Consider the following 25034-nt stretch of genomic DNA (forward strand, 5'->3'; position numbering starts at 1 on the left):
GGGGCCCGCCTAAGGCTCCCGCGGTGGTTGGGCCGGCTTTCGGCGGGCCCAACCACCGCAGGATTCCGCACGTTCTACCGCCTGCCGGCATAACGGAACGGATACGTCAGGAGTTTTTACGAAAAGACTCTTTCATAGTTTGCGGGGATCCACTACCGTAGTGCGGGTGTCCGAACTTGCCTCTAAAGAATCACGCGCGAGCAGCCCCTCCGACGCCGCTCTCCCATACGTCATCACCGCCGAGAACCTGACCAAGCGTTACGGCGACGTCACCGCCGTCGACGGCATCTCCTTCCGCGTTCCCGCCGGGGAAGCGTTCGGCCTGCTGGGCCCCAACGGCGCCGGCAAGTCCACCACGATGAAGATGATCGGCGGGGTCTCGCAACGCACCTCCGGCAGCCTGAATATCATGGGCCTGGACCCCGAACAGCACGGGCCGGAGGTCCGCGCCCACCTGGGCGTCGTGCCGCAGCAGGACAACCTGGACGAGGAACTAAAAGTCCGGGACAACCTGCTGGTCTACGGCCGCTATTTCGGCCTGCCCATGAGCTACCTCAAGCCCAAGGCCGACGAGCTGCTGGAATTCGCCCAGCTCACCGACAAGGCCAACTCCAAGGTCGATGCCCTCTCCGGCGGCATGAAGCGGCGCCTGACAATCGCCCGCTCGCTCATCAACGAGCCCCGGATCCTGCTGCTGGACGAGCCGACGACCGGCCTTGACCCGCAGGCCCGGCACATCCTCTGGGACCGGCTGTTCCGGCTCAAGGAACAGGGCGTCACCCTGATCCTCACCACGCACTACATGGACGAGGCCGAGCAGCTGTGCGACCGGCTGATTGTGGTGGACAAGGGCAGGATCATGGCCGAGGGATCGCCGGCCAGCCTGATCCGCGAATACTCCACCCGCGAGGTCCTGGAACTGCGTTTCGGCTCGGAACGCAACGCGAGCGTCGGCGCGGAGCTCGGCGGCATCGGCGAACGCGTGGAAACCCTGCCGGACCGGGTGCTCATCTACGCCCACGACGGCGAGGCCGCCCTGGAGCAGGTCACCGCCCGCGGCCTGCGTCCGGTCACCTCACTGGTCCGCCGCTCCTCACTCGAAGACGTCTTCCTGCGCCTGACCGGCAGGAGCCTCGTTGACTAAGAAAGAGCAGCTGACTAAGCCAATTCAGGCAGCGGGAACGACGGCGGGCGCCGCGGCGGCGGGGACGGCCCTGCGCGCGCACTCGCCGGAAGTCTCGGCCGCCCGTGCCCGCCGCTGGGGCGCGTTCTACTACGCCGAACAGGTCCTGCGGGTCATGAAGGGCTACGGCTGGACCATCGTGATGTACGGGGTGGGACAGCCGGTAGCCTACCTGTTCGCGATGGGCGTTGGCCTGGCCACCCTGGTCGAGGCCAACGGCGCCGGCGTCTTCGGCGGGGTCAGCTACCTGACGTTCATCGCGCCGGCCCTGCTGATCTCGGCCGCCGTCATGACGGCTGCCAACGAGTTCACCTTCCCCGTGATGGACGGCTTCAAGTGGCGGCGCGTCTACTACGGCCCGCACGCCTCACCGCTGACTCCCGAGCAGATCGCCGGCGGCCAGATCATCGCCGTGACGGTGCGCTTCCTGCTGCAGTCGGCCATCTACTTCGCCGTCGTCGCGCTCTTCGGCGCCTCGCCCGGCGCCTGGGGCTGGGTGTCGATCCTCATCGCCACCCTCGCCGGCCTGTCCTTCGGCCTGCCGCTCATGGCCTACGCGGCCACCATCCAGCACGACAAGGGCCAGTTCGCCATGGTCATGCGGTTCATCGTCATGCCGTTGTTCCTGTTCTCCGGCACGTTCTTCCCGCTGGACACGCTCCCGCTCGCAGTCCGCTGGATCGGCTGGATCTCACCGATCTGGCACGGAACCGAGCTTGGCCGCGTGGTCAGCTACGGGTACGAGGAAGAGCCCTGGCTCACCGTCGTCCACGTCCTCTTCCTGCTGGGCCTGGCGGCTGCCGGCTGGATCCTGACCAAACGCCAGTTCGCCAAAAGGATGGCCTCATGAGCGTCCTGACCGGAAGTTTCAACACAGGGGACCACAGCGTCACCGAAGCCGCGCGCCGCCGCCGCTTCGGGCCCATCTACTCCCGCAACGTCCGCGCCGTCGTCGCCCGCGGGCTCATGGCCACCAAGAGCAGCAACTGGATGGTCATGGTCTCCGGGTTCTTCGAACCCGTGCTGTACCTGATCTCCATGGGCGTGGGCCTGGGCGCCATTGTCGGGTCGGTCCAGGGCCCGGGCGGGCAGGAAATCAGCTACGCCGCGTACATCGCGCCGGCGCTGCTGGCCGTGTCCGCCATGAACGGCGCCGTCTACGACTCCACGTGGAACGTCTTTTTCAAGATGAACTTCGCCAAGCTGTACCAGGGCATGCTCTACACCTCGCTGGGGCCGCTGGATGTCGCCATGGGCGAAATCTTCCTCGCCCTGCTGCGCGGGGCCATGTACGCGACCGGCTTCACGGCCGTCATGGGCCTGATGGGCCTCATCACCACGCCGTGGGCCATCCTGATGATCCCGGCCTCGGTACTGATCGCCTTCGGCTTCGCGAGCTTCGGCATGGGGATCACGAGCTACATGAAGACGTTCCAGCAAATGGACTGGATCAACTTCGTCATGCTGCCCATGTTCCTCTTCAGTGCCACGTTCTACCCGCTCAGCGTCTACCCGCAGTCCATCCAGTGGCTGATCCAGGCCATGCCGCTGTGGCACGGCGTGGAACTGCTGCGCCAGATCAGCGTGGGGGTGTTCACCCCGGCCACCGCCGTGCACATCGGCTACTACCTCGTCATGATTGCCCTCGGCGTCCTGCTCACCACGAGCCGGCTGCGCAAACTGTTCCTCAAGTAGCCGTCCTTCCAAAAAGGAGACCCCATGATCGGAAAATGGCAGGCCCTCGTCATCGACTGCGAGGACCCGGACAAGCTCGCCGGCTTTTACCAGGAGCTGCTGGGGATGATCCGGGTGCAGGAGGACGAGGAATGGATTTCGATCGGCGACGCCGCCGACCGTCCCGCCGTCGCCTTCCAGCGGGTGGAACGGCTGGTCCGCCCGCAGTGGCCCGACGCCGAGCACCCGCAGCAGATGCACGTGGACGTGCTCGTCGGGGACCTCGACGCCGCCGAAGCCGAGGTGCTCCGGCTCGGCGCCACCAGCCTCGACGCCGGTACGGAAACCTTCCGGGTCTACACGGACCCCAGCGGCCACCCGTTCTGCCTTGTCCTGACCTAAACGCCGGTCCTGACCTAAACGCCGATCCTGACCTAAACGCCGGTCCTGACCTAAACGCTGGTCCTGACCTAAACGCTGGTCCTGACCCAGGCCCGGCGCGGGGGCGGCGTTCGCCCGGGGTGGAAGCGGAACGGGCGGCCGGCCCCGTTTGCGATAATGGGCTCATGCAATCTCTGGGTAGCTCCTCGTCCACGTCCAACGACACAACGGCCCGCGGCCGGTTTTCCATGTTCCGCATCAGCGGGCCGGGGCTGCTGGTCTTTATCATCGCGTTCGTGGTGGCCGTGATCTTCGCGGCCAACCAGAACGACGTCGTGGGCTGGATCGTGGCGATCATCGCCGGCTTCTGGCTGGCGCTGGCCTCCTTCGTCGTGTTCAGCATCCAGAAGGCCGCCAAGAAGGCCGGGGCCAGGCTGACCGAGGCCCAGAACGCGTTCAACGCCGCAGCGGGCCGGCCGCCGGCTGCGGGCAGCGCGGACCACGGCGGAACCCGCGTGGTGAGCGAAAGCCGCGCAGCGGACAGCGTCCGCGACATGAAGCTGGACCACTCCTTCAAGATCGTCCAGGTCCAGGTCCGGGTGGTCGAGCAGGAGCGGGCGAAGGGCGAGGCGGCGGACCGCGACACGATCAGCCGCGCCCTGGAGACCATCGAGATCACCGCCACCAACGCGCGGGACATGATCAAATCCCCGGGCGGCGATGACGCTCCCGTCAGCGGAACCATCATCGACTAGAGTGGATCGGGTGAGCTCGGCATTGAAGAAGGACCACCTTCGCATCGCGTCAGTCAACGTCAACGGCCTCCGTGCCGCCTACAAGAAGGGCATGGCGGAGTGGCTTGAGCCGCGCGAGGTGGACATCCTGTGCCTCCAGGAGGTCCGCGCGCCGGACGCGATCGTCGAGGAACTGCTCGGCGAGGGCTGGTACATTCTCCACGCCGAGGCCGAGGCCAAGGGCCGGGCCGGCGTTGCCATTGCCTCCCGGGAAGAGCCCCTGGCCACCCGGGTGGGGATCGGCGATGACTTCTTCGCCACGGCCGGACGCTGGGTCGAGGCGGACTACATCGTGCGGGACGCGGACGGGCAGGCCTCACAGCTGACCGTCGTGAGCGCCTACGTGCACTCGGGCGAGGCCGGCACTCCCAAGCAGGACGACAAATTCCGTTTCCTCGACGTCATGGTCCAGCGGCTGCCCGAACTCGCCAAGCACAGTGACCACGCGCTGGTGGTGGGCGACCTCAACGTCGGCCACACGGAGCTGGACATCAGGAACTGGAAGGGCAACGTCAAACGTGCCGGCTTCCTGCCGGAAGAGCGGGCCTATTTTGACCGTTTCTTCGGCGAGGAAATCGGCTGGAAGGATGTTCACAGGGGCCTGGCGGGTAACGTCGACGGCCCCTACACTTGGTGGTCGCAACGGGGCCAGGCCTTCGACAACGACACCGGCTGGCGCATCGATTACCACATGGCCACGCCCGCTCTCGCTGCTGCCGCAGTGTCAGCCGTTGTTGACCGGGCAGCGTCCTGGGACACACGCTTCTCCGACCACGCCCCGCTGGTAGTGGACTACCGGCTCTAGTCTTAAGGCTTCCACGAATGACCACCACTTCAACTGCGACCACTGTGACCCAGGACGGCGTCGCCCCCGACGCTCAGACTGCCACCGCGAAGGACGCCTCTGCGGCCACCGCGGCCCGGCACCGCATCCTCTCCGGCATGCAGCCCTCCGCCGACTCCCTGCACCTTGGCAACTACCTCGGCGCCCTCGTGAACTGGGTCCGGATGCAGGACGAGTACGACGCCATCTTCTTCATCCCGGACCTGCACGCGATCACCGTTCCGCAGGATCCTGCCGAGCTGGCGCACCGCACCCGGGTCACGGCCGCGCAGTACATTGCCGGCGGCGTCGACGTCGACAAGTGCACGCTCTTCGTCCAGTCCCAGGTGCCCGAGCACGCCCAGCTGGCGTGGGTCCTGAACTGCATCACCGGCTTCGGCGAGGCGTCCCGGATGACCCAGTTCAAGGACAAGGCGCACAAACAGGGTTCCGACCACGCCAGCGTCGGGCTGTTCACCTACCCCATCCTGCAGGCAGCCGACATCCTGCTGTACCAGCCGCACGGTGTCCCCGTCGGCGAGGACCAGCGCCAGCACGTGGAACTCAGCCGTGACCTGGCCCAGCGGTTCAACTCCCGCTTCGGCGACACGTTCACAGTGCCGCAGCCCTTCATCCAGAAGGAATCCGCGAAGATCTACGATCTGCAGCACCCCACCGCCAAGATGTCCAAGTCTGCGGAGTCGCCGGCAGGGCTGATCAACCTGCTGGACGAGCCCAAGGTCACGGCCAAGCGGATCAAGTCCGCCGTGACCGACACGGAGACCGAGATCCGGTTCGACCGGGAGGCGAAGCCGGGCGTGTCCAACCTGCTGACCATCTACTCCTCGATCACCGGGCAAAGCGTCGACGCCCTCGTCACCGCCTATGAGGGAAAGATGTACGGCCACCTGAAGGCGGACCTCGCCGAGGTGGTCACGGAGCACCTGACCCCGATCCGGAACCGGGCCAAGGAGCTGCTGGACGATCCCGCGGAGCTGGACCGGCTGCTGGGCCTCGGCGCGGACAAGGCCCGGGAGATTGCCTCGGTGACCCTGCGCGACGTCTACGCCAAGGTGGGTTTCCTGCCCTATGCCGGCGCCCAGGGAGTCCGCTAGGTCAATGTCCTCCGTCAGCAAAGTCACCGCGAAAGCCGCCACGTCGAACGGACAGCGCAGCGAAGGCATCAGCATCGGTGTGATCCTGAGGTTCCCGGCGGACATCGCTGAGGAGCTCCAGCGCTGGCGGGCATCCTTCGGGGATCCCATGGCCGCCGTCGTCCCGGCCCACATCACGCTGGTCACCACCACCATGACGAAGGACTGGGCCGCGACCCAGCGCCATGTCCGGGACGTGGCACGGCGGCAGGAGCCCTTCACTGTGACCATCGCAGGGACCGGGTCTTTCCGGCCGGTGTCCCCGGTGGTCTTCCTGAACGTAGAGGACGGCTTCGGGGACTGCGTGAACCTGCACCGCCAGCTGCAGTCCGGCCCCCTGGAGCGGGAACTGCCGTTCGGTTACCACCCGCACGTCACCGTGGCCCACGATGTTGCCCCGGAAAGCCTCGACGAGGCCGAAACGGTCCTGAAGGATTACAGGGCCACGTTTCCTGTGGCTAGCATGGGACTTTACGAGCACGATGACAACGGCATCTGGCAGCTACGGGAAGAGCTTGATTTTGGGACCAAACCTGACCACGACAGAGGCCCGGACGGCACCGCAGGCGCCCGATAAGCCGCCGCTCCCCACCGATCTGGCCGGGCTGAAACTGGAAGTCATCCGCAAGAGGGTCGAATGGGGCCGGACCCGGCGCTCCGGCGGCGGCATGGTCGCGTCCCTGATCGCGATGATGAACTGGCTCCTGGCCCGGCTGAACATGCTGCTGCCCCTGCGCGCATACTCGCACTACCTGCGTCAGCGTGGCCCGCTGTTGAGTGCCGGCATCGGCTTCCGGATGTTTTTCTCCATCACGGGCCTGTTGGCCACTGGCTTGTCCTTGGCGGGCCTCGTGCTCAGCGACCACCCGGCCCTGCTGGACCAGGTCATCAGGAGTGTGGCCGCCGCCGCGCCCGGCCTGTTGCAGGTCGACGGCAGCGAGGGGCTGGTTGACCCCTATGCGCTGCTGAACCCCACCAGCCTGGGTTGGGCCGCCGGGATCGCCGCCGTGGTGACGGTGTTCACGTCCCTGGGCTGGATCAGCGGCATCCGCGACGGTATGCGGAGCATGATGCAGCTCGGCCCTTTGGTGATGAATCCGATCCTGCAGATACTCAAGGACGTCGGCACGCTGCTGCTGATGGGGCTGGCCCTGGTAGTCAGTTCCGCCGCCTCGCTGATCTTCGGCACGGCCGCCGGATGGGTTACCGGGCAGCTGGGCCTCGAACCGATAGTTGCCGGGCCGCTGACGACCTCCGTCACGATCCTCGTCCCGCTGCTGCTCGGCTGGGGCACCGCCGTGATCATGTACCGGGTGGCCGCCGGGCTGAAGCCAGCCCGGCGCTCCCTGCTGGAAGGGACCACTCTCGCCGCGGTGGGCACCACCATCCTGCAGATCTTCAGCACCCAGCTGCTGGCCAGCGCGGGCAAGAACCCCATTCTGGCGCCCTTCGCCATCATCATCGGCCTGCTGATCTGGTTCAACCTGGTCAGCCAGGTCTACGTGATCTGCGCCGCGTGGGTGGCGATCCGGGAAGAGGACCTCAAGGCCGGGCCCGCCGCCGCGACCACCGGCTGGGGTGCCCGGCGCGTCCAGCCGGGTAAAACCCCGGTAGAGCCGCGGGTCCGCCGCAGGCCGCTGGCCGCCGCGTTCAGGCGTCGAGGTACTGGTCGGCCCACGCCGAAATAATCTTCGCCGCACGGGCCGCCTGGCCTTTGCCGGTCAGGAGATGGTCGCTGCCCTCCAGCGAGACGAAGCTGCGCGGGTGGCGTGCCGTCTGGAAGATGGTGCTGGCGTTTTCGATCCCGACCGTATTGTCGGTGGGGGAGTGCAGCACCATGAGCGGCTTGTGCAGCTGCCGGATGCAGTCCGTCAGGTCCGCGTTCTCGAGGTCCTCGACGAAGTGCCGGCGGATCTCCACCCGCTTGCCGCCGAGGTCCACCTCGGCGCTTCCCTCGCTCAGGATCCGGTCCAGGGCCGCGTCAAAGACGTGTGCCACGTGCTTGGGGGAGAAGGGGGCACCCACGGTGGCCACGGCCCTCAGCTCCGGGATCTGCCGCGCGGCGGACAGGACGGCCGCGCCGCCAAACGAGTGGCCCACCAGCAGGGAAACCCGGCGGTCTGAGTCCCGCATGAATTCGGCGGCCTTGACGGTGTCGGCCACCTTGTGGCTGAAGGACCCCTCCGACCACATTCCCGCCGACTCTCCGAGCCCCACGTTGTCGAACCGGAGCATGCCCACGCCGTTGTCCGCCAGGGCCTTGCACATCCGCGACGCCGAGGGGCTGTCCTTGCCCAGGGTGAAGCCGTGCGAGAACACACCCCAGCCCTTGACCGGGCCCTCCGGCAGGTCCAGCACGCCGGAGAGCCGCTCGCCGGTGGAACCCAGGAACGAGACTTTTTCTGAGTGGGACAAAGTGTCCCCTTTCGTGTGAGGGCGAATCATTGAGGGCGGAAACGACGGCGGCGCCCCCACCCGAAAGGTGAGAGGCGCCGTCGTCGGTAACTACTGAAGGTGAAGCCGGTAATGCGGGCCGGTGGAACCGGTCCTTAGACCTTGCGGGACAGGATGGCCTGCTTGACCTCAGCGATTGCCTGCGTGACCTGGATGCCGCGGGGGCATGCTTCGGTGCAGTTGAAGGTGGTGCGGCAGCGCCACACGCCTTCCTTGTCGTTGAGGATCTCCAGGCGCATGTCGCCGGCGTCATCACGGGAATCGAAGATGAAGCGGTGCGCGTTGACGATCGCCGCCGGGCCGAAGTACTGCCCGTCGGTCCAGAACACCGGGCAGGACGAGGTGCACGCGGCGCACAGGATGCACTTGGTGGTGTCATCGAACCGTTCGCGGTCCTCGGCCGACTGCAGGCGTTCCTTGGTGGGCTCGTGGCCACGGTTGATCAGGAAGGGCATGACTTCGCGGAAGGACTGGAAGAACGGCTCCATGTCCACGATCAGGTCCTTCTCCACCGGCAGGCCCTTGATGGGCTCGACCGTGATGGGCTTGGACGTGTCCAGGTCCTTCAGCAGGGTCTTGCAGGCCAGGCGGTTGCGGCCGTTGATGCGCATGGCATCGGAGCCGCAGACGCCGTGGGCGCAGGAGCGGCGGAAGGAGACGCTGCCGTCCATCTCCCACTTGATCTTGTGCAGGGCGTCCAGGACACGGTCGGTGCCGTACATGGTGACCTTGAAGTCATCCCACGTGGCGTCCTCGGAGACCTCGGGGTTGTAGCGGCGCACCCGCAGGGTGACGTCGAAGGACGGGATTTCCCCGCCCCCGCCGACGCCGGCGGGCAGTTCGATCTTGGATGCTGGCTCAGCGAGTTCAGCGCTCATCTTAGTACTTCCTCACCATCGGCTCGTAGCGCGTAAAGACCACCGGTTTGGTGGCAAGCCGGATGCCGGCAATCGCCTCGGCGGAACCGTCCGCCGGGGCGTGGTCATCCTTGTACGCCATGGAGTGCTTCATGAATTTTTCGTCGTCGCGCTCGGGGAAGTCCTCGCGGAAGTGTCCGCCGCGGGATTCCTCGCGGTGCAGGGCCGCCACGGTCATGACCTTGGCGAGCTCGAGCAGGAAGCCCAGCTCCACGGCCTCAAGCAGGTCCAGGTTGAAGCGCTTGCCCTTGTCCTGGACGCTGATGCGCTGGTACCGCTCCTCGAAGGAGGCAATGTCCTTCAGGACCTGGTTCAGCGTGTCGGCAGTGCGGAACACCTGCATGTTGGCGTCCATGGTGTCCTGCAGTTCCTTGCGGATCGCAGCGACCTTCTCGGTGCCGTCAGAGGTGCGGACGTGGTCCAGCAGGTTCAGCGTGTAGGCCTCCGGGTCAACGGGGAGTTCCACGAAGTCGGCGGTCTTGGCATACTCGGCGGCGGCGATACCGGCGCGCTTGCCGAACACGTTGATGTCCAGCAGCGAGTTGGTGCCCAGACGGTTGGAGCCGTGGACGGAGACGCAGGCGACCTCGCCGGCGGCGTAGAGGCCCGGGACCACCGTGTCGTTGTCCTGGAGGACCTCGGCGCTGATGTTCGTGGGGATGCCGCCCATGGCGTAGTGGGCCGTCGGGAACACCGGAACCGGCTCCGTGTACGGCTCCACGCCCAGATAGGTGCGGGCGAACTCGGTGATGTCCGGCAGCTTGGCATCGATGTGCGCAGGCTCAAGGTGCGTCAGGTCCAGGAGGACGTAGTCCTTGTTCGGGCCGCAGCCTCGTCCCTCACGGACTTCGTTGGCCATGGAGCGGGCCACGATGTCGCGCGGGGCGAGGTCCTTGATGGTGGGCGCGTAGCGCTCCATGAAGCGTTCACCCTCGGAGTTGCGCAGGATCGCGCCTTCGCCGCGGGCGGCCTCGGAGAGCAGGATGCCCAGGCCGGCCAGGCCGGTCGGGTGGAACTGGAAGAATTCCATGTCCTCCAGGGGGATGCCCCGGCGGAACGCGATGCCCATGCCGTCACCGGTCAGGGTGTGGGCGTTGGAGGTGGTCTTGAAGACCTTGCCGGCGCCGCCGGAGGCGAACACCACGGACTTGGCCTGGAAGACGTGCAGCTCGCCGGAGGCGAGGTCGTAGGACACGACGCCGGCCACGCGCTTCTGCTTGTACGGCGTGCCGTCCTCGCGGACAGCGTCCTCTTCGACGGTCAGCAGGTCCAGGACGTAGTACTCGTTGTAGAACTCGACGTTGTGCTTGACGCAGTTCTGGTACAGGGTCTGCAGGATCATGTGGCCGGTGCGGTCGGCGGCGTAGCAGGCGCGGCGGACCGGTGCCTTGCCGTGATCGCGGGTGTGGCCACCGAAGCGGCGCTGGTCAATGCGGCCCTCGGGCGTGCGGTTGAACGGCAGGCCCATCTTTTCCAGGTCCAGGACGGCGTCGATCGCTTCCTTCGCCATGACCTCGGCGGCGTCCTGGTCAACCAGGTAGTCGCCGCCCTTGATGGTGTCGAAGGTGTGCCACTCCCAGTTGTCTTCCTCGACGTTGGCCAGGGCTGCACACATGCCGCCCTGCGCCGCGCCGGTGTGGGACCGCGTGGGGTAGAGCTTGGTCAGTACTGCTGTTCGGGCGCGCTGACCTGATTCGATCGCCGCGCGCATCCCGGCGCCACCGGCACCGACGATCACGACGTCGTACTTATGGACCTGCATACCAGACGCTCTTTCTCTCAAAATTCGCTATAAACCACCGGCAGGCAGCGCCTGCCCGGTGAAGTCTCGTGCAATCTGCGCCTGCGTTCGGCAGGCAAGATCAGGTGCCGTGACGGACCGCGGATTCCTGCCCGGACGGGCTGCTGTCCGCGGCGGTTCCGCCGCTACGGCTGAGTCGTATCGGCTGCGCCCTAAGGCGCGGGGCAGAAACCGCCGGGAAGCTGGACGCCGTTGGCCACGGGGCACGGATTGAACGTGAAGATGACCAGGGTGCCCAGGATGATGATGACCGTGGTGGCCGCGTAGAGCACAATCTTCAGCCAAAGGCGCGTTGCGTCCTTCTCGGCGTAGTCATTGATGATCGTGCGGACGCCGTTGGTGCCGTGCAGCATGGCGAGCCACAGCATGGCCAGGTCCCAGAACTGCCAGAACGGGTCGGCCCACTTGCCGGCCACAAAGCCGAAGTCGATCGCGTGGATGCCCTCGCCGACCAGCAGGTTCACCGTCAGGTGGCCGAAGATCAGCACCACCAGCACGACGCCGGAGAGGCGCATGAAGAGCCAGGCGAGCATCTCGAAGTTGCCCTTGGAACCGCCAGTGCGGCGGTACTTGGGCTGGATCTTTCCACTGCGTGGACTCTGAATGGTTGCAGTCATGGCTTAGTGACCTCCAAGGGCGAGGGACAGGTGGCGGATGGAGAAGCCGACCATGACGACGACCCAGAGGCCCAGGACAGTCCAGAGCATCTGACGCTGGTACTTGGCACCCTTCTTCCAGAAGTCGACGGCGATGATCCGCAGGCCGTTGAAGGCGTGGAACACGATCGCCGCGACAAGGCCCGTTTCACCCAGGGCCATGAGGGGGTTCTTGTAGGCACCAATCACTGCGGTGTAGGCCTCGGGGGACACACGCACCAATGAGGTGTCCAGCACGTGGACCAACAAGAAGAAGAAAATCACTACACCGGTAATGCGGTGTCCAACCCAGGACCACATGCCTTCACGGCCGCGGTACAAGGTGCCAGCTGGTTTTGTCGGCACTGAATAAACCTCCCTGCAACACAGCGGCGCTGGCATGGGATCCACGCGGGGGGAACGCCTGCTGCGAGAGCACTCGTAAGCTCAAGCCTAAATCTAGGCTTCGCTCACAGCTTATTCAATTTGGGAACTCCTTGTTGACAGGCCCCGGCGCGGTTTTGCGTTTGTTTTGAGACGAACGCCACATTTGGCCGTGGTCGCAGGCGCCGGCAGGGCCTGATCCCGGCCCAATTCGGACCGAATTGGCCGCCGTCGGCTAAAGTAGCCGTGATGACTACAGACAAAGTGACAAGCCAGGATTCACCGCTGGACCGTTTTATTGCGGTTATTCCGGCGGGCGGGGTGGGGACCCGCCTCTGGCCCCTGTCACGGGCAGCGGCCCCGAAATTCCTTCACGACCTCACTGGTTCGGGCAGTACTCTGCTGCGCGCGACCTATGACCGCCTCCAGCCCGTCGCCGGCAAGCACGTGCTGGTGGTGACCGGCTCCGCCCACAGGGCAGCCGTCTGCCGCCAGCTGCCTGAGGTCCTGGAAGCCGACTTGGTCCTGGAGAGCGAACCCAAGGACTCCGGTGCTGCGATCGGCCTCGCCGCGGCCATCCTGCACGAGCGGGACCCGGACATCATCATGGGCTCGTTCGCCGCGGACCAGGTCATCAGCCCGGACGACCTCTTCCAGGACGCCGTCCGTGAAGCCGTCTACACCGCGGCCGCGGGGAAGATCGTCACCATCGGCATCAAGCCGACCCATCCCTCCACCGGATTCGGCTATATCCGTTCCGGCGCGAACCTCCACATCCCGGACGCGCCCAGTGCGCAGTCCGTGGTGGAGTTCGTGGAGAAGCCCAGCGAGGAAGTGGCCCAGGAGTACGTCGACAGCGGCGAATATGTCTGGAACGCGGGCATGTTCGTGGCCCCGGTCTCGCTGATGCTCAAGCACCTCGAAGCCAACCAGCCCGAGCTCTTCGCCGGACTCCAGGAGATCGCCAAGGCCTGGGACACTCCGGAGCGCGACGCCGTCACTGCCCGGGTGTGGCCCACGCTGCCCAAGATCGCTATTGACTACGCCGTCGCCGAGCCCGCCGCCGCCGCCGGCGACGTCGCCGTGGTGCCCGGAACGTTCCTCTGGGACGACGTCGGGGACTTCGCCTCCGTGGGCCGGCTCAACAGCGCCAAGGAAGTCGACGAGGTCACGGTCCTGGGCGAGGGCGCACGCGTCTTCACCGAGAACGCGAGCGGCGTGGTGGTCTCCGATACCAAGCGGGTGATCGCCCTGATCGGCATCAAGGACGTCGTGATCGTTGACACCCCGGACGCCCTGCTGGTCACCACCAAGGAACACTCGCAGCGGGTCAAGCAGGCCGTGGATGCCATCAAGGCCAAGGGCGACACCGACGTCCTGTAGGCGGAGGGGAGCGGATCACGGCCTGTGCAATGTTCAGCAATCCGTAACGCGCCGTACCCGATGCCGCTATTCTTTGGCCGCTCGATAGAGTTATTCCGTGCGCAACTATTCGACTGAAGCTGAGCCCACGACTCTCGTGGGGCCGTGGCTGGAGCCCCTCCTGCCGGAGCTGATCGCTTTCCGCCGCGACCTCCATGCGCATCCGGAACTTTCGTTCAAGGAGTTCCGCACCACCGATAAGCTGGCGAAACGGCTCGAGGAAGCCGGGCTCAAGCCGCGCCGCCTCGAGGGCACTGGCCTGACGGTCGACGTCGGGCAGGGTCCCATCGCCACCGCACTGCGCGGGGATATCGATGCCCTGCCGATCATCGAGGAAACTGGCCTTGAGTTCGCCTCGAAGAACCACGGCGTGACCCATGCCTGCGGCCACGACGTCCACACTGCCACCATGCTTGGGATCGCGCTGGTCCTGCAGCGCATGCACGAGGCGTCCCCGCTGAGCGGGACCGTCCGGATCATCTTCCAGCCGGCCGAGGAAACCATGCCCGGCGGCGCCACCTCGTGCATCGAACAGGGTGTCCTGGAAGGCGTGCCGCGCATCCTGGCGCTGCACTGCGACCCCCGGATCGAGATCGGCAAGATCGGCACCCGGATCGGGGCGATCACCTCCGCCTCGGACACCATCAAGATTGAACTCTCCGGCCGCGGCGGCCACACCTCGCGCCCGCACCTGACCGAGGAGCTGGTTTTCGCCTTGGCGCAGATCGCGGTCAACGTTCCCGCAGTGCTCTCGCGCCGCGTCGATGTCCGCAGCGGCGTGTCCGTGGTCTGGGGGCAGATTTCCGCGGGCTCGGCCCCGAACGCCATCCCGGGCAGCGGCTACATGGCCGGCACCATGCGCTGCCTGGACCGCGACGCCTGGCACGACGCCGGCGAGCTGCTCGACGACATCATCCGGCAGGTCGCCGAGCCGTACGGCGTCGATGTCCACCTGGAACACACCCGCGGCGTGCCGCCGGTGGTCAACTCCGAGCACGAGACCGCGCTGATCGAGGCCGCGGCCCGCGCCGAAATCGGCGAGGGCGCCGTGGTCCTGACCCCGCAGTCCATGGGCGGGGAAGACTTTGCCTGGTTCCTGGCCGACACCCCCGGCGCCATGATGCGCCTCGGCACGAAGACGCCAGGCGGGGAAGAATACGACCTTCACCGCGGCGACTACATCGTCGATGAGCGGGCGCTGGGCCTGGGCATCCAGGTGCTCACGGCGGCGGCCCTGCGCACCATCCGCGACCTGTAAGCCGTTCCGCCCGGGCCCCTACACCGGGCCCGCCCTGCTGCACCCGGCCAGGACCGCCGCACGGAGTTTCCCCACCTATTCCGGCACGACGCCGGGACACGCCGGCGGTGCGGGCCGACACGCCGTCGGCACCCGTCAAACGTGGGGAACTCGGCGGCAGCGACGGGGAATCGTGCCGCGGCGGCCCCTTCTACGTCGATGCCGGTTCCCGCTCCGCAATTCAGTTGTGCACAACTGAATTGCACGCAACTAAATTGTGCGGTACGGTGGAGTCATGACCACGTCAGAAGAGGCCCGCACGGACGGCCCGGAAGCGCTCCGCCTGAACCGGCAGGTGTGTTTTGCGATGTACTCTGCCTCACGTGCCGCCACGGCCGCCTACCGGCCCATGCTCGAGGAGCTCGGCCTGACCTACCCGCAGTACCTCGCCATGCTGGTGCTCTGGGAAGCGGAGCCGCGCAGCGTGCGTGAACTGGGGGAGGAGCTGGGCCTGGACTCCGGCACGCTCTCGCCGCTGCTCAAGCGGCTCGAAGCGCTCGGACTCGTCCAGCGCCGCCGCTCCGCCGAGGACGAGCGCCGCGTGGAGATCTTCCTGACCGGCGCCGGCGCCGCCCTGAGCGCCAAGGCCAGCGGCATCCCGCAGCGCCTGGCGGACGCCGCCGGGCTCACCGCCGCGGAACTGGACCAGCTCCGCGACACCCTGGGCCGGCTGACGAACGCGCTCCACACCTCCCACTAAGCCCTTCCCTTAAGCCCTTCCCCCTCCACCACCCTTCCCAGGCCCCCACGGCCGACGTCGAAATCGCGGGAGGCGTGCCAGCTCGCCGGAAGTTTACGGCGACTCCGCAGGCTTCCGGCGAGTTCCCCGCTGAACCCCTTCTTCCCGCCGACAGAACGGAATCACCATGAAGACCCTTTACACAGCAGAGGCCCTGGCCTCAGGCGAAGGCCGCGACGGCACCGCCATCAGCAAGGACGGCAAGCTGAACGTCACCCTTGCCAGCCCGGTCGAACTCGGCGGTGACGGCGCGGGCACCAACCCCGAACAGCTCTTTGCCGCCGGTTACGCCGCGTGCTTCCACTCCGCCCTGCGCCTGGTGGGACGCAAGGAGCGCGCCGACCTGACGGACTCCGCCGTCGCCGCCAAGATCCACTTCGGCGCCCTCGAGGACGGTGCCGGCTACGGTCTGGCCGCCGAACTTGAGATCGCCCTGCCCGCCGTGGACCGGGACACGGCCGAGGCCCTCGTGGCCAAGGCGCACCAGATCTGCCCGTACTCCAACGCCACCCGCGGCAACATCACTGTCGACATCACCATCCTGGAGGTAGCCGCATGAGCAACAACACCGAAACTCTCACCCTTCCCGCCACCACCCGCGAGATCCAGCTGGCGTCCCGCCCCCACGGCCGCCCCGTCCCGGCGAACTTCCGCCTCGCCGAGTCGGCGCTGCCCGAACTGCAGGACGGCCAGGTCCTGGTCCGCAACCTGTTCATCTCGGTGGACCCGTACATGCGCGGGCGCATGAACGACGTCAAGTCCTACTCCGCGCCGTTTGCGCTGGATACCGCCCTCGACGGCGGCGCCGTCGGCGAAGTGATCGCGTCCCGGGCCGAAGGGCGCGCTGTGGGCGACACGGTGGTGCACGGCCTCGGCTGGCGCGAATACGCCGTCGTCGATGCCGCGGCCACCACGGTGGCGCGTACCGATCTGGCCCCCGCGTCAGCATTCCTCGGCGCCCTCGGCATGACAGGGTTGACCGCCTACGCGGGACTGCTGAAGGTCGCGGAATTCAAGCCCGGCGACGCCGTGTTCGTCTCCGGCGCCGCCGGCGCGGTCGGCTCGCTCGTCGGGCAGATCGCCAAGGCCATGGGCGCGTCCCGGGTGATCGGCAGCGCCGGCTCGCCGGAAAAGGTGGCACGCCTGCTCGAACTCGGCTTCGATGCCGCGTTCAACTACCACGACGGCCCCGTGGCGGAACAGCTCGCCGCGGCCGCGGGTGAGCGCGGGATCGACGTCTACTTCGACAACGTCGGCGGCGAGCACCTCGAAGCCGCGCTGTCCGCCCTCACGGTCGGTGGCCGGGTGGCCATGTGCGGGGCCATCGCCCAGTACAACGCGACCGAACCGACGCCGGCACCGCGGAACCTCATGCTGGCGATCGGCAAACAACTGACGCTCAAGGGCTTCCTGGTGGGCGGCTACTGGCAGCACATGGCCGAGTTCGTCGAGACCATGTCCGGCTGGCTGGCCGACGGAACGGTCCGTTACGACGAGACGGTGGTGGACGGGCTGGAGAACGCCCCGCAGGCCTTCATGGACCTGCTCGACGGCGCCAATACCGGCAAGATGCTCGTGCGGCTGTAGCCGGACACCCGGCAATCGCCGTGCCGCCACATACGCCTCCGGCGCCGGTTCCTGCGGGGACCGGCGCCGGAGGCGTCTGTGGTCGCGGCGGGCACCGGCTACCTCTAGGTAACAAGTTCTCAACAATCTGGGCATTCGCCGGGACGTGTGTTATCGGGACGTGGCGCAGGCCACTACAGTAGCTTGCATAAGTGCGCCTCGGCGCAGTGCTGCGAAATCCATCAGTGACAACAGAGATCAGCGGAACACCGCAGACAGACACTCATTGAACTTCCGTCGTAGCGCCTACTCTTTCTTCCTGGAGGAAAATTGAAGAACTCTCTGCGTGCCACCTTTAAGCGCGGATCAATGGCCGGCGTTGCCACCGCGGGCGCGGCTGCACTCCTGCTGACCGGCTGCGGAGCTGCCCCGGAGGCCAGCACCGCCACCAACACCGCCAGCAACTACACGGGCTGCATCGTGTCCGACTCGGGTGGATTCGATGACCAGTCGTTCAACCAGTCGTCCTACGAGGGACTGCAGAAGGCCAAGAAGGATCTCGGCATCGAGATGAACCAGGCCGAGTCCAAGACCAACAACGACTTCGAACCGAACCTGCGCGCCATGGTCTCCGCCGGCTGCAACCTGACCATCACGGTCGGCTTCCTGCTCGGCGACGCCACCAAGTCCCAGGCCACCGCGAACCCGGACAAGCACTTCGCCATCATCGACTTCGGCTATGACACCCCGGTCGCCAACGTCAAGCCGATCATCTACGACACCGCCCAGGCAGCATTCCTGGCCGGCTACCTCGCAGCCGGCACCACCAAGACCGGGACGGTCGCCACGTTCGGCGGCATCAAGATCCCCACGGTCACCATCTTCATGGACGGTTTCGCCGACGGTGTGAAGTACTACAACGAGAAGAAGGGCAAGGACGTCAAGCTTCTCGGCTGGGACAAGGCCAAGCAGGACGGCTCCTTCACCGGTGACTTCGAAAAGCAGGACAAGGGCAAGCAGTTCACCCAGAACTTCCTGGACCAGGGCGCAGACATCGTCATGCCCGTCGCCGGTCCGGTCGGCAAGGGTGCCGGCGCGGCCCTGCAGGAAGCCAAGGCAGCAGGCAAGGACGTCAAGCTCATCTGGGTTGACTCCGACGGCTACCTCACGGCACCGGATTACAAGGACATCATGCTCTCCTCCGTCATGAAGCAGATGGGCGAGGCCGTCGAGACGGTCGTCAAGCAGGACAAGGACGGCCAGTTCACCAACAAGCCGTACGTTGGCACCCTCGCGAACGACGGCGTCCAGCTTGCCCCGTTCCACGACATGGATTCCCAGGTTCCGGCCGAACTGAAGTCCGACCTGGACCAGATCAAGAAGGACATCGCCGACGGCAAGCTGAAGGTTGAATCCGCAGCCAGCCCGAAAGCCTAACTTCCTCCGCTAAGCGCCACGGCCCGTCCGGTCACCACCGCACGGGCTGTGGCGCTTTTCGTTGCGGCCCTTAGTGCCTCAGATCCCAGGCACTAAGCTGGTGCTGCAGCGCCCCTACGCGTCCGGACCAAGCCGTCCGGACACCTCGAGATTGGTCAGAGTTTTGAAACTTGAACTCAAGGGCATTACCAAACGCTTCGGCTCCCTGGTAGCGAACGATCACATCGATGTGGTTGTTGAACCCGGGCAGATCCACTGTCTGCTCGGTGAGAACGGCGCTGGCAAGTCCACGCTGATGAACGTCCTCTACGGACTGTACGAGCCCACAGAGGGCGAAATCCTAATCGACGACAAACCGGTCACGTTCCGCGGCCCCGGCGACGCCATGGCGGCCGGCATCGGCATGGTGCACCAGCACTTCATGCTGGTCCCCGTCTTCACGGTCGCGGAGAACGTTGCCCTGGGAGCGGAGACCACCAAGACCGGCGGATTCCTGGACCTGGATGACACCCGCCGGAAGATCCGGGAGATCTCGGACCGGTACGGTTTCGACGTCGACCCCGACGCGCTGATCGAAGACCTCCCCGTGGGCGTGCAGCAGCGCGTGGAGATCATCAAGGCACTGGTTCGCGACGCCAAGGTGCTCATCCTCGATGAGCCTACGGCCGTGCTGACCCCGCAGGACACCGATGAACTGCTGGACATCATGCGCCAGCTCAAGAGCCACGGCACCTCGATAGTCTTCATTTCCCACAAGCTGCGTGAGGTGAAGGCCGTTTCGGACACCATCACCGTCATCCGGCGCGGCAAGGTAGTGGGCTCGGCCGATCCCGGCGCCTCGACCACCGAGCTGGCCTCCATGATGGTGGGCCGGGCCGTGAGCCTGACCCTGGACAAGGCTCCCGCGAATCCGCAGGAGACCACCTTCGAGGTCAAGGACCTCACCGTCATCGCCCCCAACGGCCAGCACGTGGTGGACGGGATCAGCTTCGGAATCGCCCGCGGCGAGATCCTCGCCGTCGCCGGCGTCCAGGGCAACGGCCAGACGGAACTGACCGAAGCCATTTTGGGCCTTCACGAGCGGGTCCACGGCTCGATCACCCTCGACGGCGAAGAACTCGTGGGCCGCAGCGTCAAGGAGGTCCTCAACGCCGGCGTCGGGTTCGTCCCGGAGGACCGTTCCCTCGACGGGCTGATCGGCACGTTCTCCATCGCCGAGAACCTGATCCTGGACCGCTACGACCAGGCGCCGTTCGCCAAGGGCATCAGCATGAGCCCGGCCAAGGTCCTGGAGAACGCCAAGACCCGGATCGCGGAATTCGACGTCCGCACCCCGTCCGGCTCGCTGGCGGCCGGCACCCTGTCCGGCGGCAACCAGCAGAAGGTCGTCATGGCCCGGGAGCTCTCCCGGCCGCTGCGGCTCTTCATCGCCTCCCAGCCCACCCGCGGCGTGGACGTGGGCTCCATCGAGTTCCTGCACAAGCGGATCGTCGCGGAGCGGGACCACGGCACGCCCGTCATGATCGTCTCCACCGAACTGGACGAGGTGATTGAACTCGCCGACCGGATCGCCGTGCTGTACAAGGGCCGGCTGGTCGGGATCGTCCCGGCCGGCACCGGTCGTGACGTCCTGGGTCTGATGATGGCCGGCGTTTCCCCGGACGAGGCCCAGACCGACGCCGCAGGCAGGCACTCGGCCCGATCCCTTTCTGAAAACCCGGCCGCGAACGCAGCAGAAACCCCGGCCGAAAACCCCGCAACGAAGCCGGCCATGAACCCGGCCCCCGCCGCCCCGTCCGTGCAGGAGCCCGGCTCCGGCGCCGTAGGAGACCCCCATGAGTGAGAACACCGAGCCGCGGTCCGCGGCCGCACCGGACCCGGACCGGCTTCCGGCATCGCAGGCCACCGACGTGGAGCCTGAACCGCTCGAGGACGATGCAGACTTCGTCACCTCGCTGGACACCGCGGGCGGCGCCCACCAGCCATCGGCCGTTCCGGTCTCGACCCAGAGCGGAGCTCTTCCGGGTGCCCCGGAAGAGGAGTCGCTGCTGCGCAAGATCTTCACCGGCAACGGCATCGTGACCATCCTGGCGGTGCTGCTCGCACTGATCCTTGGCGGCCTGCTCATCGCCATGACGGACAAGGTGGTCGGCACCACGGCGGGCTATCTCTTTGCCCGGCCCAGTGACTTCCTCATCGCCGTCTGGTCCGCCGCCACCGATTCGTACGTCGCGCTCTTCCAGGGCGCGGTCTTCAACCCCCGCGGTAACGGCGTGCCCGGACAGTTCGCCCCCCTCATGGAGACGCTGACCATCGCCACCCCGCTGATCACCGCCGGCCTCGGCGTCGCCCTGGCCTTCCGCGCGGGCCTGTTCAACATCGGTGCGCAGGGCCAGATCATCATGGCCGGCATCCTCGCTTCATGGGTCGGCTTCGCGCTGCACCTGCCGCTGGGGATACACCTGCTGCTGGTCCTGGTGGCCGGCGTCATCGGCGGCGCCGTCTGGGGCGGCATCGTCGGCGTGCTCAAAGCCCGGACCGGCGCCCACGAGGTCATCGTGACCATCATGTTCAACTACATCGCACTCTATTTCCTGCGCTACCTGCTCGACACGGACTTGTTCCAGCGTCCGGGGGCGGACACACCGATATCGCCCATCGTGGACCCCAGCGCCGCGTACCCGCTGATCTTCGGCAGCCAGTACCGGCTGCACCTGGGATTCCTGCTGGCCATCGCGGCCACCGTGTTTGTTTCGTGGCTGCTGAACCGCTCCACGCTCGGTTTCGAATTCCGTGCCGTCGGGGCCAACCCCAAGGCAGCCCTGACCGCCGGCATCAACGTCTCCCGGGCCACCATCCTGGTGATGACCATTGCCGGTGGCCTGGCCGGCCTGGCCGGCGTGGCACAGGTGGCGGGCACCGAAAAGGTCCTGACCGACGGTGTCGCGGCAACCTACGGCTTTGACGCGATTACGGTCGCGCTGCTGGGTCGGTCCTCGCCATGGGGCACCTTCGCCGCCGGCCTGCTGTTCGGGGCCTTCCGCGCAGGCGCTGTCCAGATGCAGATCCAGACCGGAACTCCGATCGACATCGTGCTCGTGGTCCAGTCACTCATCGTCCTGTTCATCGCGGCGCCGCCGCTGGTCCGGGCGATCTTCGGACTCAACCCGCGCAAGAAGAAGGCCGCGACCGCCGGCAAAACCAAGCAGGCCGCAACCACCGGAGGTGCCGCATGAGCACAACAGCAACCTCGCCCGTTGAAGGAAAACCCCAGCCGGAGAAGAACCACAGGCCGACGGTGTCCGCCAAGCCCGTGACTTGGAAGTTGCCTGTCACGCTTGCGGTGCTGGCCACCGTAGCGTTCATCTTCTTCGGACTGCTGGGCCCGCAGGCGAACGCCAAGTTCGGCGTTTCATCCAGCGGAGACTTCTTCCAGCTCCCGGCGATCGAAGTACCCGCATTCCTGTCCGGCATGGTGCTCTCCCTGATCCTGCTGGGCCTCGCGGGCTACGCCCTGGTCCTGAAGGCGAGAGCGAACCGGCGGCCCCCGCGCTGGGTGCCGGCCGTGTTCACCGTCGTGTTCGTGGTCGCCTTCCTGATCTGGGTGGTGGGCGGCGCCCGGACCCCCAGTATTTCGCTGGCCGGCCTCATCGCCGGATCCGTGACCCTCGCCGTGCCGATCGTCTTCGGCTCCCTGTCCGGTGTGCTGTGCGAACGCGCCGGCGTCGTTAACATCGCCATCGAAGGCCAGCTCCTGGGCGGTGCCTTCACGGCCGCGCTCGTCGCCAGCCTGACGCACAACCCCTACCTGGGCCTGCTTGCGGCGGCCGTGGCGGGCGCCCTTGTGTCGGTGGTGCTGGCAGTGTTCAGCATCAAGTACGTGGTCAACCAGATCATCGTCGGCGTCGTGCTCAACGTCCTGGTCTCCGGGCTCACCGGCTTCCTGTTCACCACCGTGATGCAGTCCGATCCGGAGAAGTACAACTCGCCCGCCGAGCTGCCCATCATCGATATCCCGGTCCTGTCCAGCATCCCCGTGATCGGGCCCATCCTCTTCAAACAGTCCGTGGTGGGCTACCTGATGTACGTGGCAGTCATCGTGATCTGGGTCGCACTGTTCAAGACGAAGTGGGGCCTGCGCGTCCGTGCCGTGGGCGAGCACCCGCAGGCGGCCGACACCCTGGGCATCAAGGTCAACGCGACCCGCTTCTGGAACGTCACACTCGGCGGCGCCGTCGCCGGGATCGGCGGATCGTTCTTCACCCTCGTGGCGATCGACAGCTTCACCAAGGAAATCTCCGGCGGGCGCGGCTTCATTGCCCTCGCCGCCATGATCCTGGGCCGCTGGAACCCGATCGGGGCGTTCTTCGCCGCGCTGCTGTTCGGCTTCGCCGACAACCTGCAGAGCATCGTGACGATCATCGGCACCCCGGTGCCGAGCCAGTTCATGGCCATGCTGCCGTACGTGGTGACCGTGTTTGCCGTGGCCGGGCTCGTCGGCCGCTCCCGGCCGCCGGCCGCTGACGGCATACCGTACATCAAGGGCTGAGAATGGACAGCATCGACGTCGACTGGGCTGCACTCGAAGCTGCGGCAGTGTCCGCCATGAAGAACGCCTATGCGCCGTATTCGAAGTTTCCGGTGGGGGCCGCGGCCCTCACCGGAGACGGGCGGATCGTCAGCGGCTGCAATGTCGAAAACGCCAGCTACGGGCTGACCCTGTGCGCCGAGTGCGCCCTGGTGGGCAACCTGCAGATGACCGGCGGGGGACGGCTGCGCGCCTTCTACTGCGTCGACGCCGGCGGGAATGTCCTCATGCCGTGCGGGCGCTGCCGCCAGCTGCTCTACGAATTCCGGGCTCCGGACATGGAGCTCATGACCACGCAGGGAATCAAGACCATGGACCAGGTCCTTCCCGATGCCTTTGGCCCCCAACACCTGGAGGAACCCCGGTGACACAAACGACTCAGAACCCCCCCAACAGTGAAGCGTTCGACGCCGTCGACATCATCCGCATCAAGCGGGACAAGGGTGTGCTCAGCCCGGCCCAGATCGACTGGACAATCGACGCGTACACCCGCGGCGCCATCGCCGACGAACAGATGGCCGCCCTGAACATGGCCATCCTGCTCAACGGCATGGACCGGGCCGAGATCTCCCGCTGGACGGCGGCCATGATCGCCTCCGGCGAGCGGATGGACTTCTCCAGCCTGCGGCGGCCCGACGGCGGCGTGAAGGCGACGTCGGACAAGCACTCCACCGGCGGCGTCGGGGACAAGATCACCCTGCCGCTGGCTCCGCTTGTAGCGGTGTTTGGCGTGGCAGTGCCGCAGCTCTCGGGCCGCGGCCTCGGCCACACCGGCGGCACCCTGGACAAGCTCGAGGCCATCCCGGGCTGGCGTGCGGCCCTGAGCAATGAGGAAATGATGGCCCAGCTCCAGGACGTCGGCGCGGTCATTTGCGCGGCCGGCGCCGGGCTGGCCCCGGCGGACAAGAAGCTCTACGCGCTCCGCGATGTCACCGGGACAGTGGAGGCCATCCCGCTGATCGCCTCCTCGATCATGAGCAAGAAGATCGCCGAAGGCACCGGCTCGCTGGTGCTCGACGTCAAGGTGGGCAGCGGCGCGTTCATGAAGGACGAGGCCCGCGCCCGCGAACTGGCCGAAACCATGGTGGCCCTGGGCAAGGACGCCGGCGTCAACACGGTGGCCCTGCTCACCAACATGAACACGCCGCTGGGCCTGACCGCGGGCAACGCGATCGAGGTCGAGGAATCCGTGGAGGTCCTCGCCGGCGGAGGCCCGGACGACGTCGTCGAACTCACCGTCCGGCTCGCGGAGGAAATGCTGGCGTGCGCCGGCATCCGCGACGCCGATCCCCGGGCAGCACTCCGGGACGGCCGGGCCATGGACGTCTGGAACCGGATGATCGAGGCCCAGGGCGGAGACCCGCGCGCCAAGCTCCCCGTCGCCAAGGAATCCGAGGTCATCTACGCCCCGGCCGACGGTGTCCTGGTGGAGCTCGACGCGATGGCCGTCGGCGTCGCTGCCTGGCGGCTCGGTGCCGGGCGCGCCCGCAAGGAGGACCAGGTCCAGGCCGGTGCCGGGGTGCGGATGCACGCCAAGCCCGGCGCCACAGTCAAGGCAGGCGAACCGCTCATGACCCTGCTCACGGACACACCGGAGAAGTTCGAGCGTGCCAAGGAAGCGCTCGAACACGCCGCAGTGATCGCCCCCGAGGGCTCCCGGCCCGCCCAGAAGCTCATCATCGACCGCATCGCCTAAGCCCGTTGCCCTATCCCTTACGGTGCCCAAACCCTGGGGATAACAGCCGTACGGGAGAGGGCAGCGGCGGCCGGAGCCGGCGGTACACT

Annotated in this window: 25 protein-coding genes; 20 read left to right on the top strand and 5 right to left on the bottom strand. The window is 66.6% G+C overall.

Annotated features, from left to right (window positions below; translation table 11 throughout):
* Window positions 1-166: 166 nt before the first annotated feature.
* From AC1DFR_RS02790 to AC1DFR_RS02830, 9 genes are all read left to right on the top strand, one after another.
* On the top strand, window positions 167-1144 hold the full coding sequence (locus AC1DFR_RS02790) for an ABC transporter ATP-binding protein (RefSeq protein WP_043436284.1): 978 nt from the start codon (window positions 167-169) through the stop codon (window positions 1142-1144).
* Window positions 1145-1154: 10 nt separating this feature from the next.
* Complete coding sequence (locus tag AC1DFR_RS02795) at window positions 1155-2033, top strand: ABC transporter permease (protein WP_476856646.1); 879 nt, start codon at window positions 1155-1157, stop codon at window positions 2031-2033.
* Window positions 2030-2878: an ABC transporter permease gene (locus tag AC1DFR_RS02800; protein WP_079553256.1), complete on the top strand. Its 849-nt coding sequence runs from the start codon at window positions 2030-2032 to the stop codon at window positions 2876-2878. Before AC1DFR_RS02795 ends, AC1DFR_RS02800 begins: the two co-directional genes overlap by 4 nt.
* Window positions 2879-2902: 24 nt before the next feature.
* Window positions 2903-3259: a VOC family protein gene (locus AC1DFR_RS02805; RefSeq protein ID WP_230009984.1), complete on the top strand. Its 357-nt coding sequence runs from the start codon at window positions 2903-2905 to the stop codon at window positions 3257-3259.
* Between the two features lie 164 nt (window positions 3260-3423).
* The gene (locus tag AC1DFR_RS02810) at window positions 3424-3993 is read left to right on the top strand and encodes a hypothetical protein (RefSeq protein ID WP_476849122.1); all 570 of its coding nucleotides are present in this window, start codon (window positions 3424-3426) and stop codon (window positions 3991-3993) included.
* Window positions 3994-4003: 10 nt separating this feature from the next.
* Window positions 4004-4837, top strand: coding sequence for an exodeoxyribonuclease III (locus tag AC1DFR_RS02815; protein WP_476849121.1), 834 nt, complete (start codon window positions 4004-4006; stop codon window positions 4835-4837).
* A gap of 17 nt (window positions 4838-4854) precedes the next feature.
* Window positions 4855-5970, top strand: coding sequence for a tryptophan--tRNA ligase (gene trpS / locus AC1DFR_RS02820; RefSeq protein WP_476849120.1), 1116 nt, complete (start codon window positions 4855-4857; stop codon window positions 5968-5970).
* Window positions 5971-5974: 4 nt separating this feature from the next.
* Window positions 5975-6586, top strand: a complete 612-nt coding sequence (locus AC1DFR_RS02825) for a 2'-5' RNA ligase family protein (protein ID WP_223914197.1) — start codon at window positions 5975-5977, stop codon at window positions 6584-6586.
* The gene (locus AC1DFR_RS02830) at window positions 6531-7697 is read left to right on the top strand and encodes a YihY/virulence factor BrkB family protein (RefSeq protein ID WP_476859221.1); all 1167 of its coding nucleotides are present in this window, start codon (window positions 6531-6533) and stop codon (window positions 7695-7697) included. The genes AC1DFR_RS02825 and AC1DFR_RS02830 overlap by 56 nt, the downstream gene beginning before the upstream one ends.
* Here the strand turns inward: AC1DFR_RS02830 and AC1DFR_RS02835 are convergent.
* The 5 genes from AC1DFR_RS02835 to sdhC all read right to left on the bottom strand — a co-directional run bounded on the left by AC1DFR_RS02835 (window position 7660) and on the right by sdhC (window position 12182).
* Complete coding sequence (locus AC1DFR_RS02835) at window positions 7660-8424, bottom strand: alpha/beta hydrolase family protein (RefSeq protein WP_079553244.1); 765 nt, start codon at window positions 8422-8424, stop codon at window positions 7660-7662. The two genes, AC1DFR_RS02830 and AC1DFR_RS02835, sit on opposite strands and share 38 nt — an antisense overlap.
* A 134-nt stretch (window positions 8425-8558) precedes the next feature.
* On the bottom strand, window positions 8559-9341 hold the full coding sequence (locus tag AC1DFR_RS02840) for a succinate dehydrogenase iron-sulfur subunit (RefSeq protein WP_026537821.1): 783 nt from the start codon (window positions 9339-9341) through the stop codon (window positions 8559-8561).
* 1 nt (window position 9342) lies between these two features.
* A complete protein-coding gene (gene sdhA / locus AC1DFR_RS02845; protein WP_476872683.1) occupies window positions 9343-11142 on the bottom strand; it encodes a succinate dehydrogenase flavoprotein subunit in 1800 nt (599 codons plus the stop codon).
* Between the two features lie 191 nt (window positions 11143-11333).
* On the bottom strand, window positions 11334-11798 hold the full coding sequence (locus AC1DFR_RS02850) for a succinate dehydrogenase hydrophobic membrane anchor subunit (RefSeq protein ID WP_476849118.1): 465 nt from the start codon (window positions 11796-11798) through the stop codon (window positions 11334-11336).
* A gap of 3 nt (window positions 11799-11801) precedes the next feature.
* On the bottom strand, window positions 11802-12182 hold the full coding sequence (gene sdhC / locus AC1DFR_RS02855; RefSeq protein WP_079553238.1) for a succinate dehydrogenase, cytochrome b556 subunit: 381 nt from the start codon (window positions 12180-12182) through the stop codon (window positions 11802-11804).
* Between the two features lie 267 nt (window positions 12183-12449).
* Between sdhC and AC1DFR_RS02860 the strand changes: the two genes are divergently transcribed.
* The 11 genes from AC1DFR_RS02860 (at window position 12450) to AC1DFR_RS02910 (ending at window position 24945) form a co-directional block, all read left to right on the top strand.
* Window positions 12450-13583 carry a mannose-1-phosphate guanylyltransferase gene (locus tag AC1DFR_RS02860; protein WP_026537818.1) on the top strand — a complete coding sequence of 378 codons (1134 nt, stop codon included), beginning with the start codon at window positions 12450-12452 and terminating at the stop codon, window positions 13581-13583.
* A gap of 97 nt (window positions 13584-13680) precedes the next feature.
* Window positions 13681-14880 (top strand): amidohydrolase, encoded by a 1200-nt coding sequence (locus tag AC1DFR_RS02865; protein WP_476849117.1) that lies wholly within the window; start codon window positions 13681-13683, stop codon window positions 14878-14880.
* Between the two features lie 274 nt (window positions 14881-15154).
* Complete coding sequence (locus AC1DFR_RS02870; protein WP_476872684.1) at window positions 15155-15619, top strand: MarR family winged helix-turn-helix transcriptional regulator; 465 nt, start codon at window positions 15155-15157, stop codon at window positions 15617-15619.
* 166 nt (window positions 15620-15785) lie between these two features.
* Complete coding sequence (locus tag AC1DFR_RS02875) at window positions 15786-16217, top strand: organic hydroperoxide resistance protein (protein ID WP_223914194.1); 432 nt, start codon at window positions 15786-15788, stop codon at window positions 16215-16217.
* On the top strand, window positions 16214-17245 hold the full coding sequence (locus AC1DFR_RS02880; protein WP_476856597.1) for an NADP-dependent oxidoreductase: 1032 nt from the start codon (window positions 16214-16216) through the stop codon (window positions 17243-17245). The genes AC1DFR_RS02875 and AC1DFR_RS02880 overlap by 4 nt, the downstream gene beginning before the upstream one ends.
* A gap of 309 nt (window positions 17246-17554) precedes the next feature.
* Window positions 17555-18661 carry a BMP family lipoprotein gene (locus tag AC1DFR_RS02885; protein ID WP_476849114.1) on the top strand — a complete coding sequence of 369 codons (1107 nt, stop codon included), beginning with the start codon at window positions 17555-17557 and terminating at the stop codon, window positions 18659-18661.
* Window positions 18662-18824: 163 nt separating this feature from the next.
* A complete protein-coding gene (locus tag AC1DFR_RS02890) occupies window positions 18825-20504 on the top strand; it encodes an ABC transporter ATP-binding protein (RefSeq protein ID WP_476871231.1) in 1680 nt (559 codons plus the stop codon).
* Window positions 20497-21897, top strand: a complete 1401-nt coding sequence (locus tag AC1DFR_RS02895) for an ABC transporter permease (protein ID WP_476872685.1) — start codon at window positions 20497-20499, stop codon at window positions 21895-21897. The genes AC1DFR_RS02890 and AC1DFR_RS02895 overlap by 8 nt, the downstream gene beginning before the upstream one ends.
* The gene (locus AC1DFR_RS02900) at window positions 21894-23210 is read left to right on the top strand and encodes an ABC transporter permease (protein WP_223914190.1); all 1317 of its coding nucleotides are present in this window, start codon (window positions 21894-21896) and stop codon (window positions 23208-23210) included. Before AC1DFR_RS02895 ends, AC1DFR_RS02900 begins: the two co-directional genes overlap by 4 nt.
* Before the next feature lie 2 nt (window positions 23211-23212).
* Window positions 23213-23617: a cytidine deaminase gene (locus AC1DFR_RS02905; protein ID WP_230010838.1), complete on the top strand. Its 405-nt coding sequence runs from the start codon at window positions 23213-23215 to the stop codon at window positions 23615-23617.
* Window positions 23614-24945, top strand: a complete 1332-nt coding sequence (locus AC1DFR_RS02910; protein WP_476871234.1) for a thymidine phosphorylase — start codon at window positions 23614-23616, stop codon at window positions 24943-24945. Before AC1DFR_RS02905 ends, AC1DFR_RS02910 begins: the two co-directional genes overlap by 4 nt.
* The last annotated feature ends 89 nt before the right edge of the window (window positions 24946-25034 follow it).

This window comes from Arthrobacter sp. 05T410 (assembly GCF_056396505.1).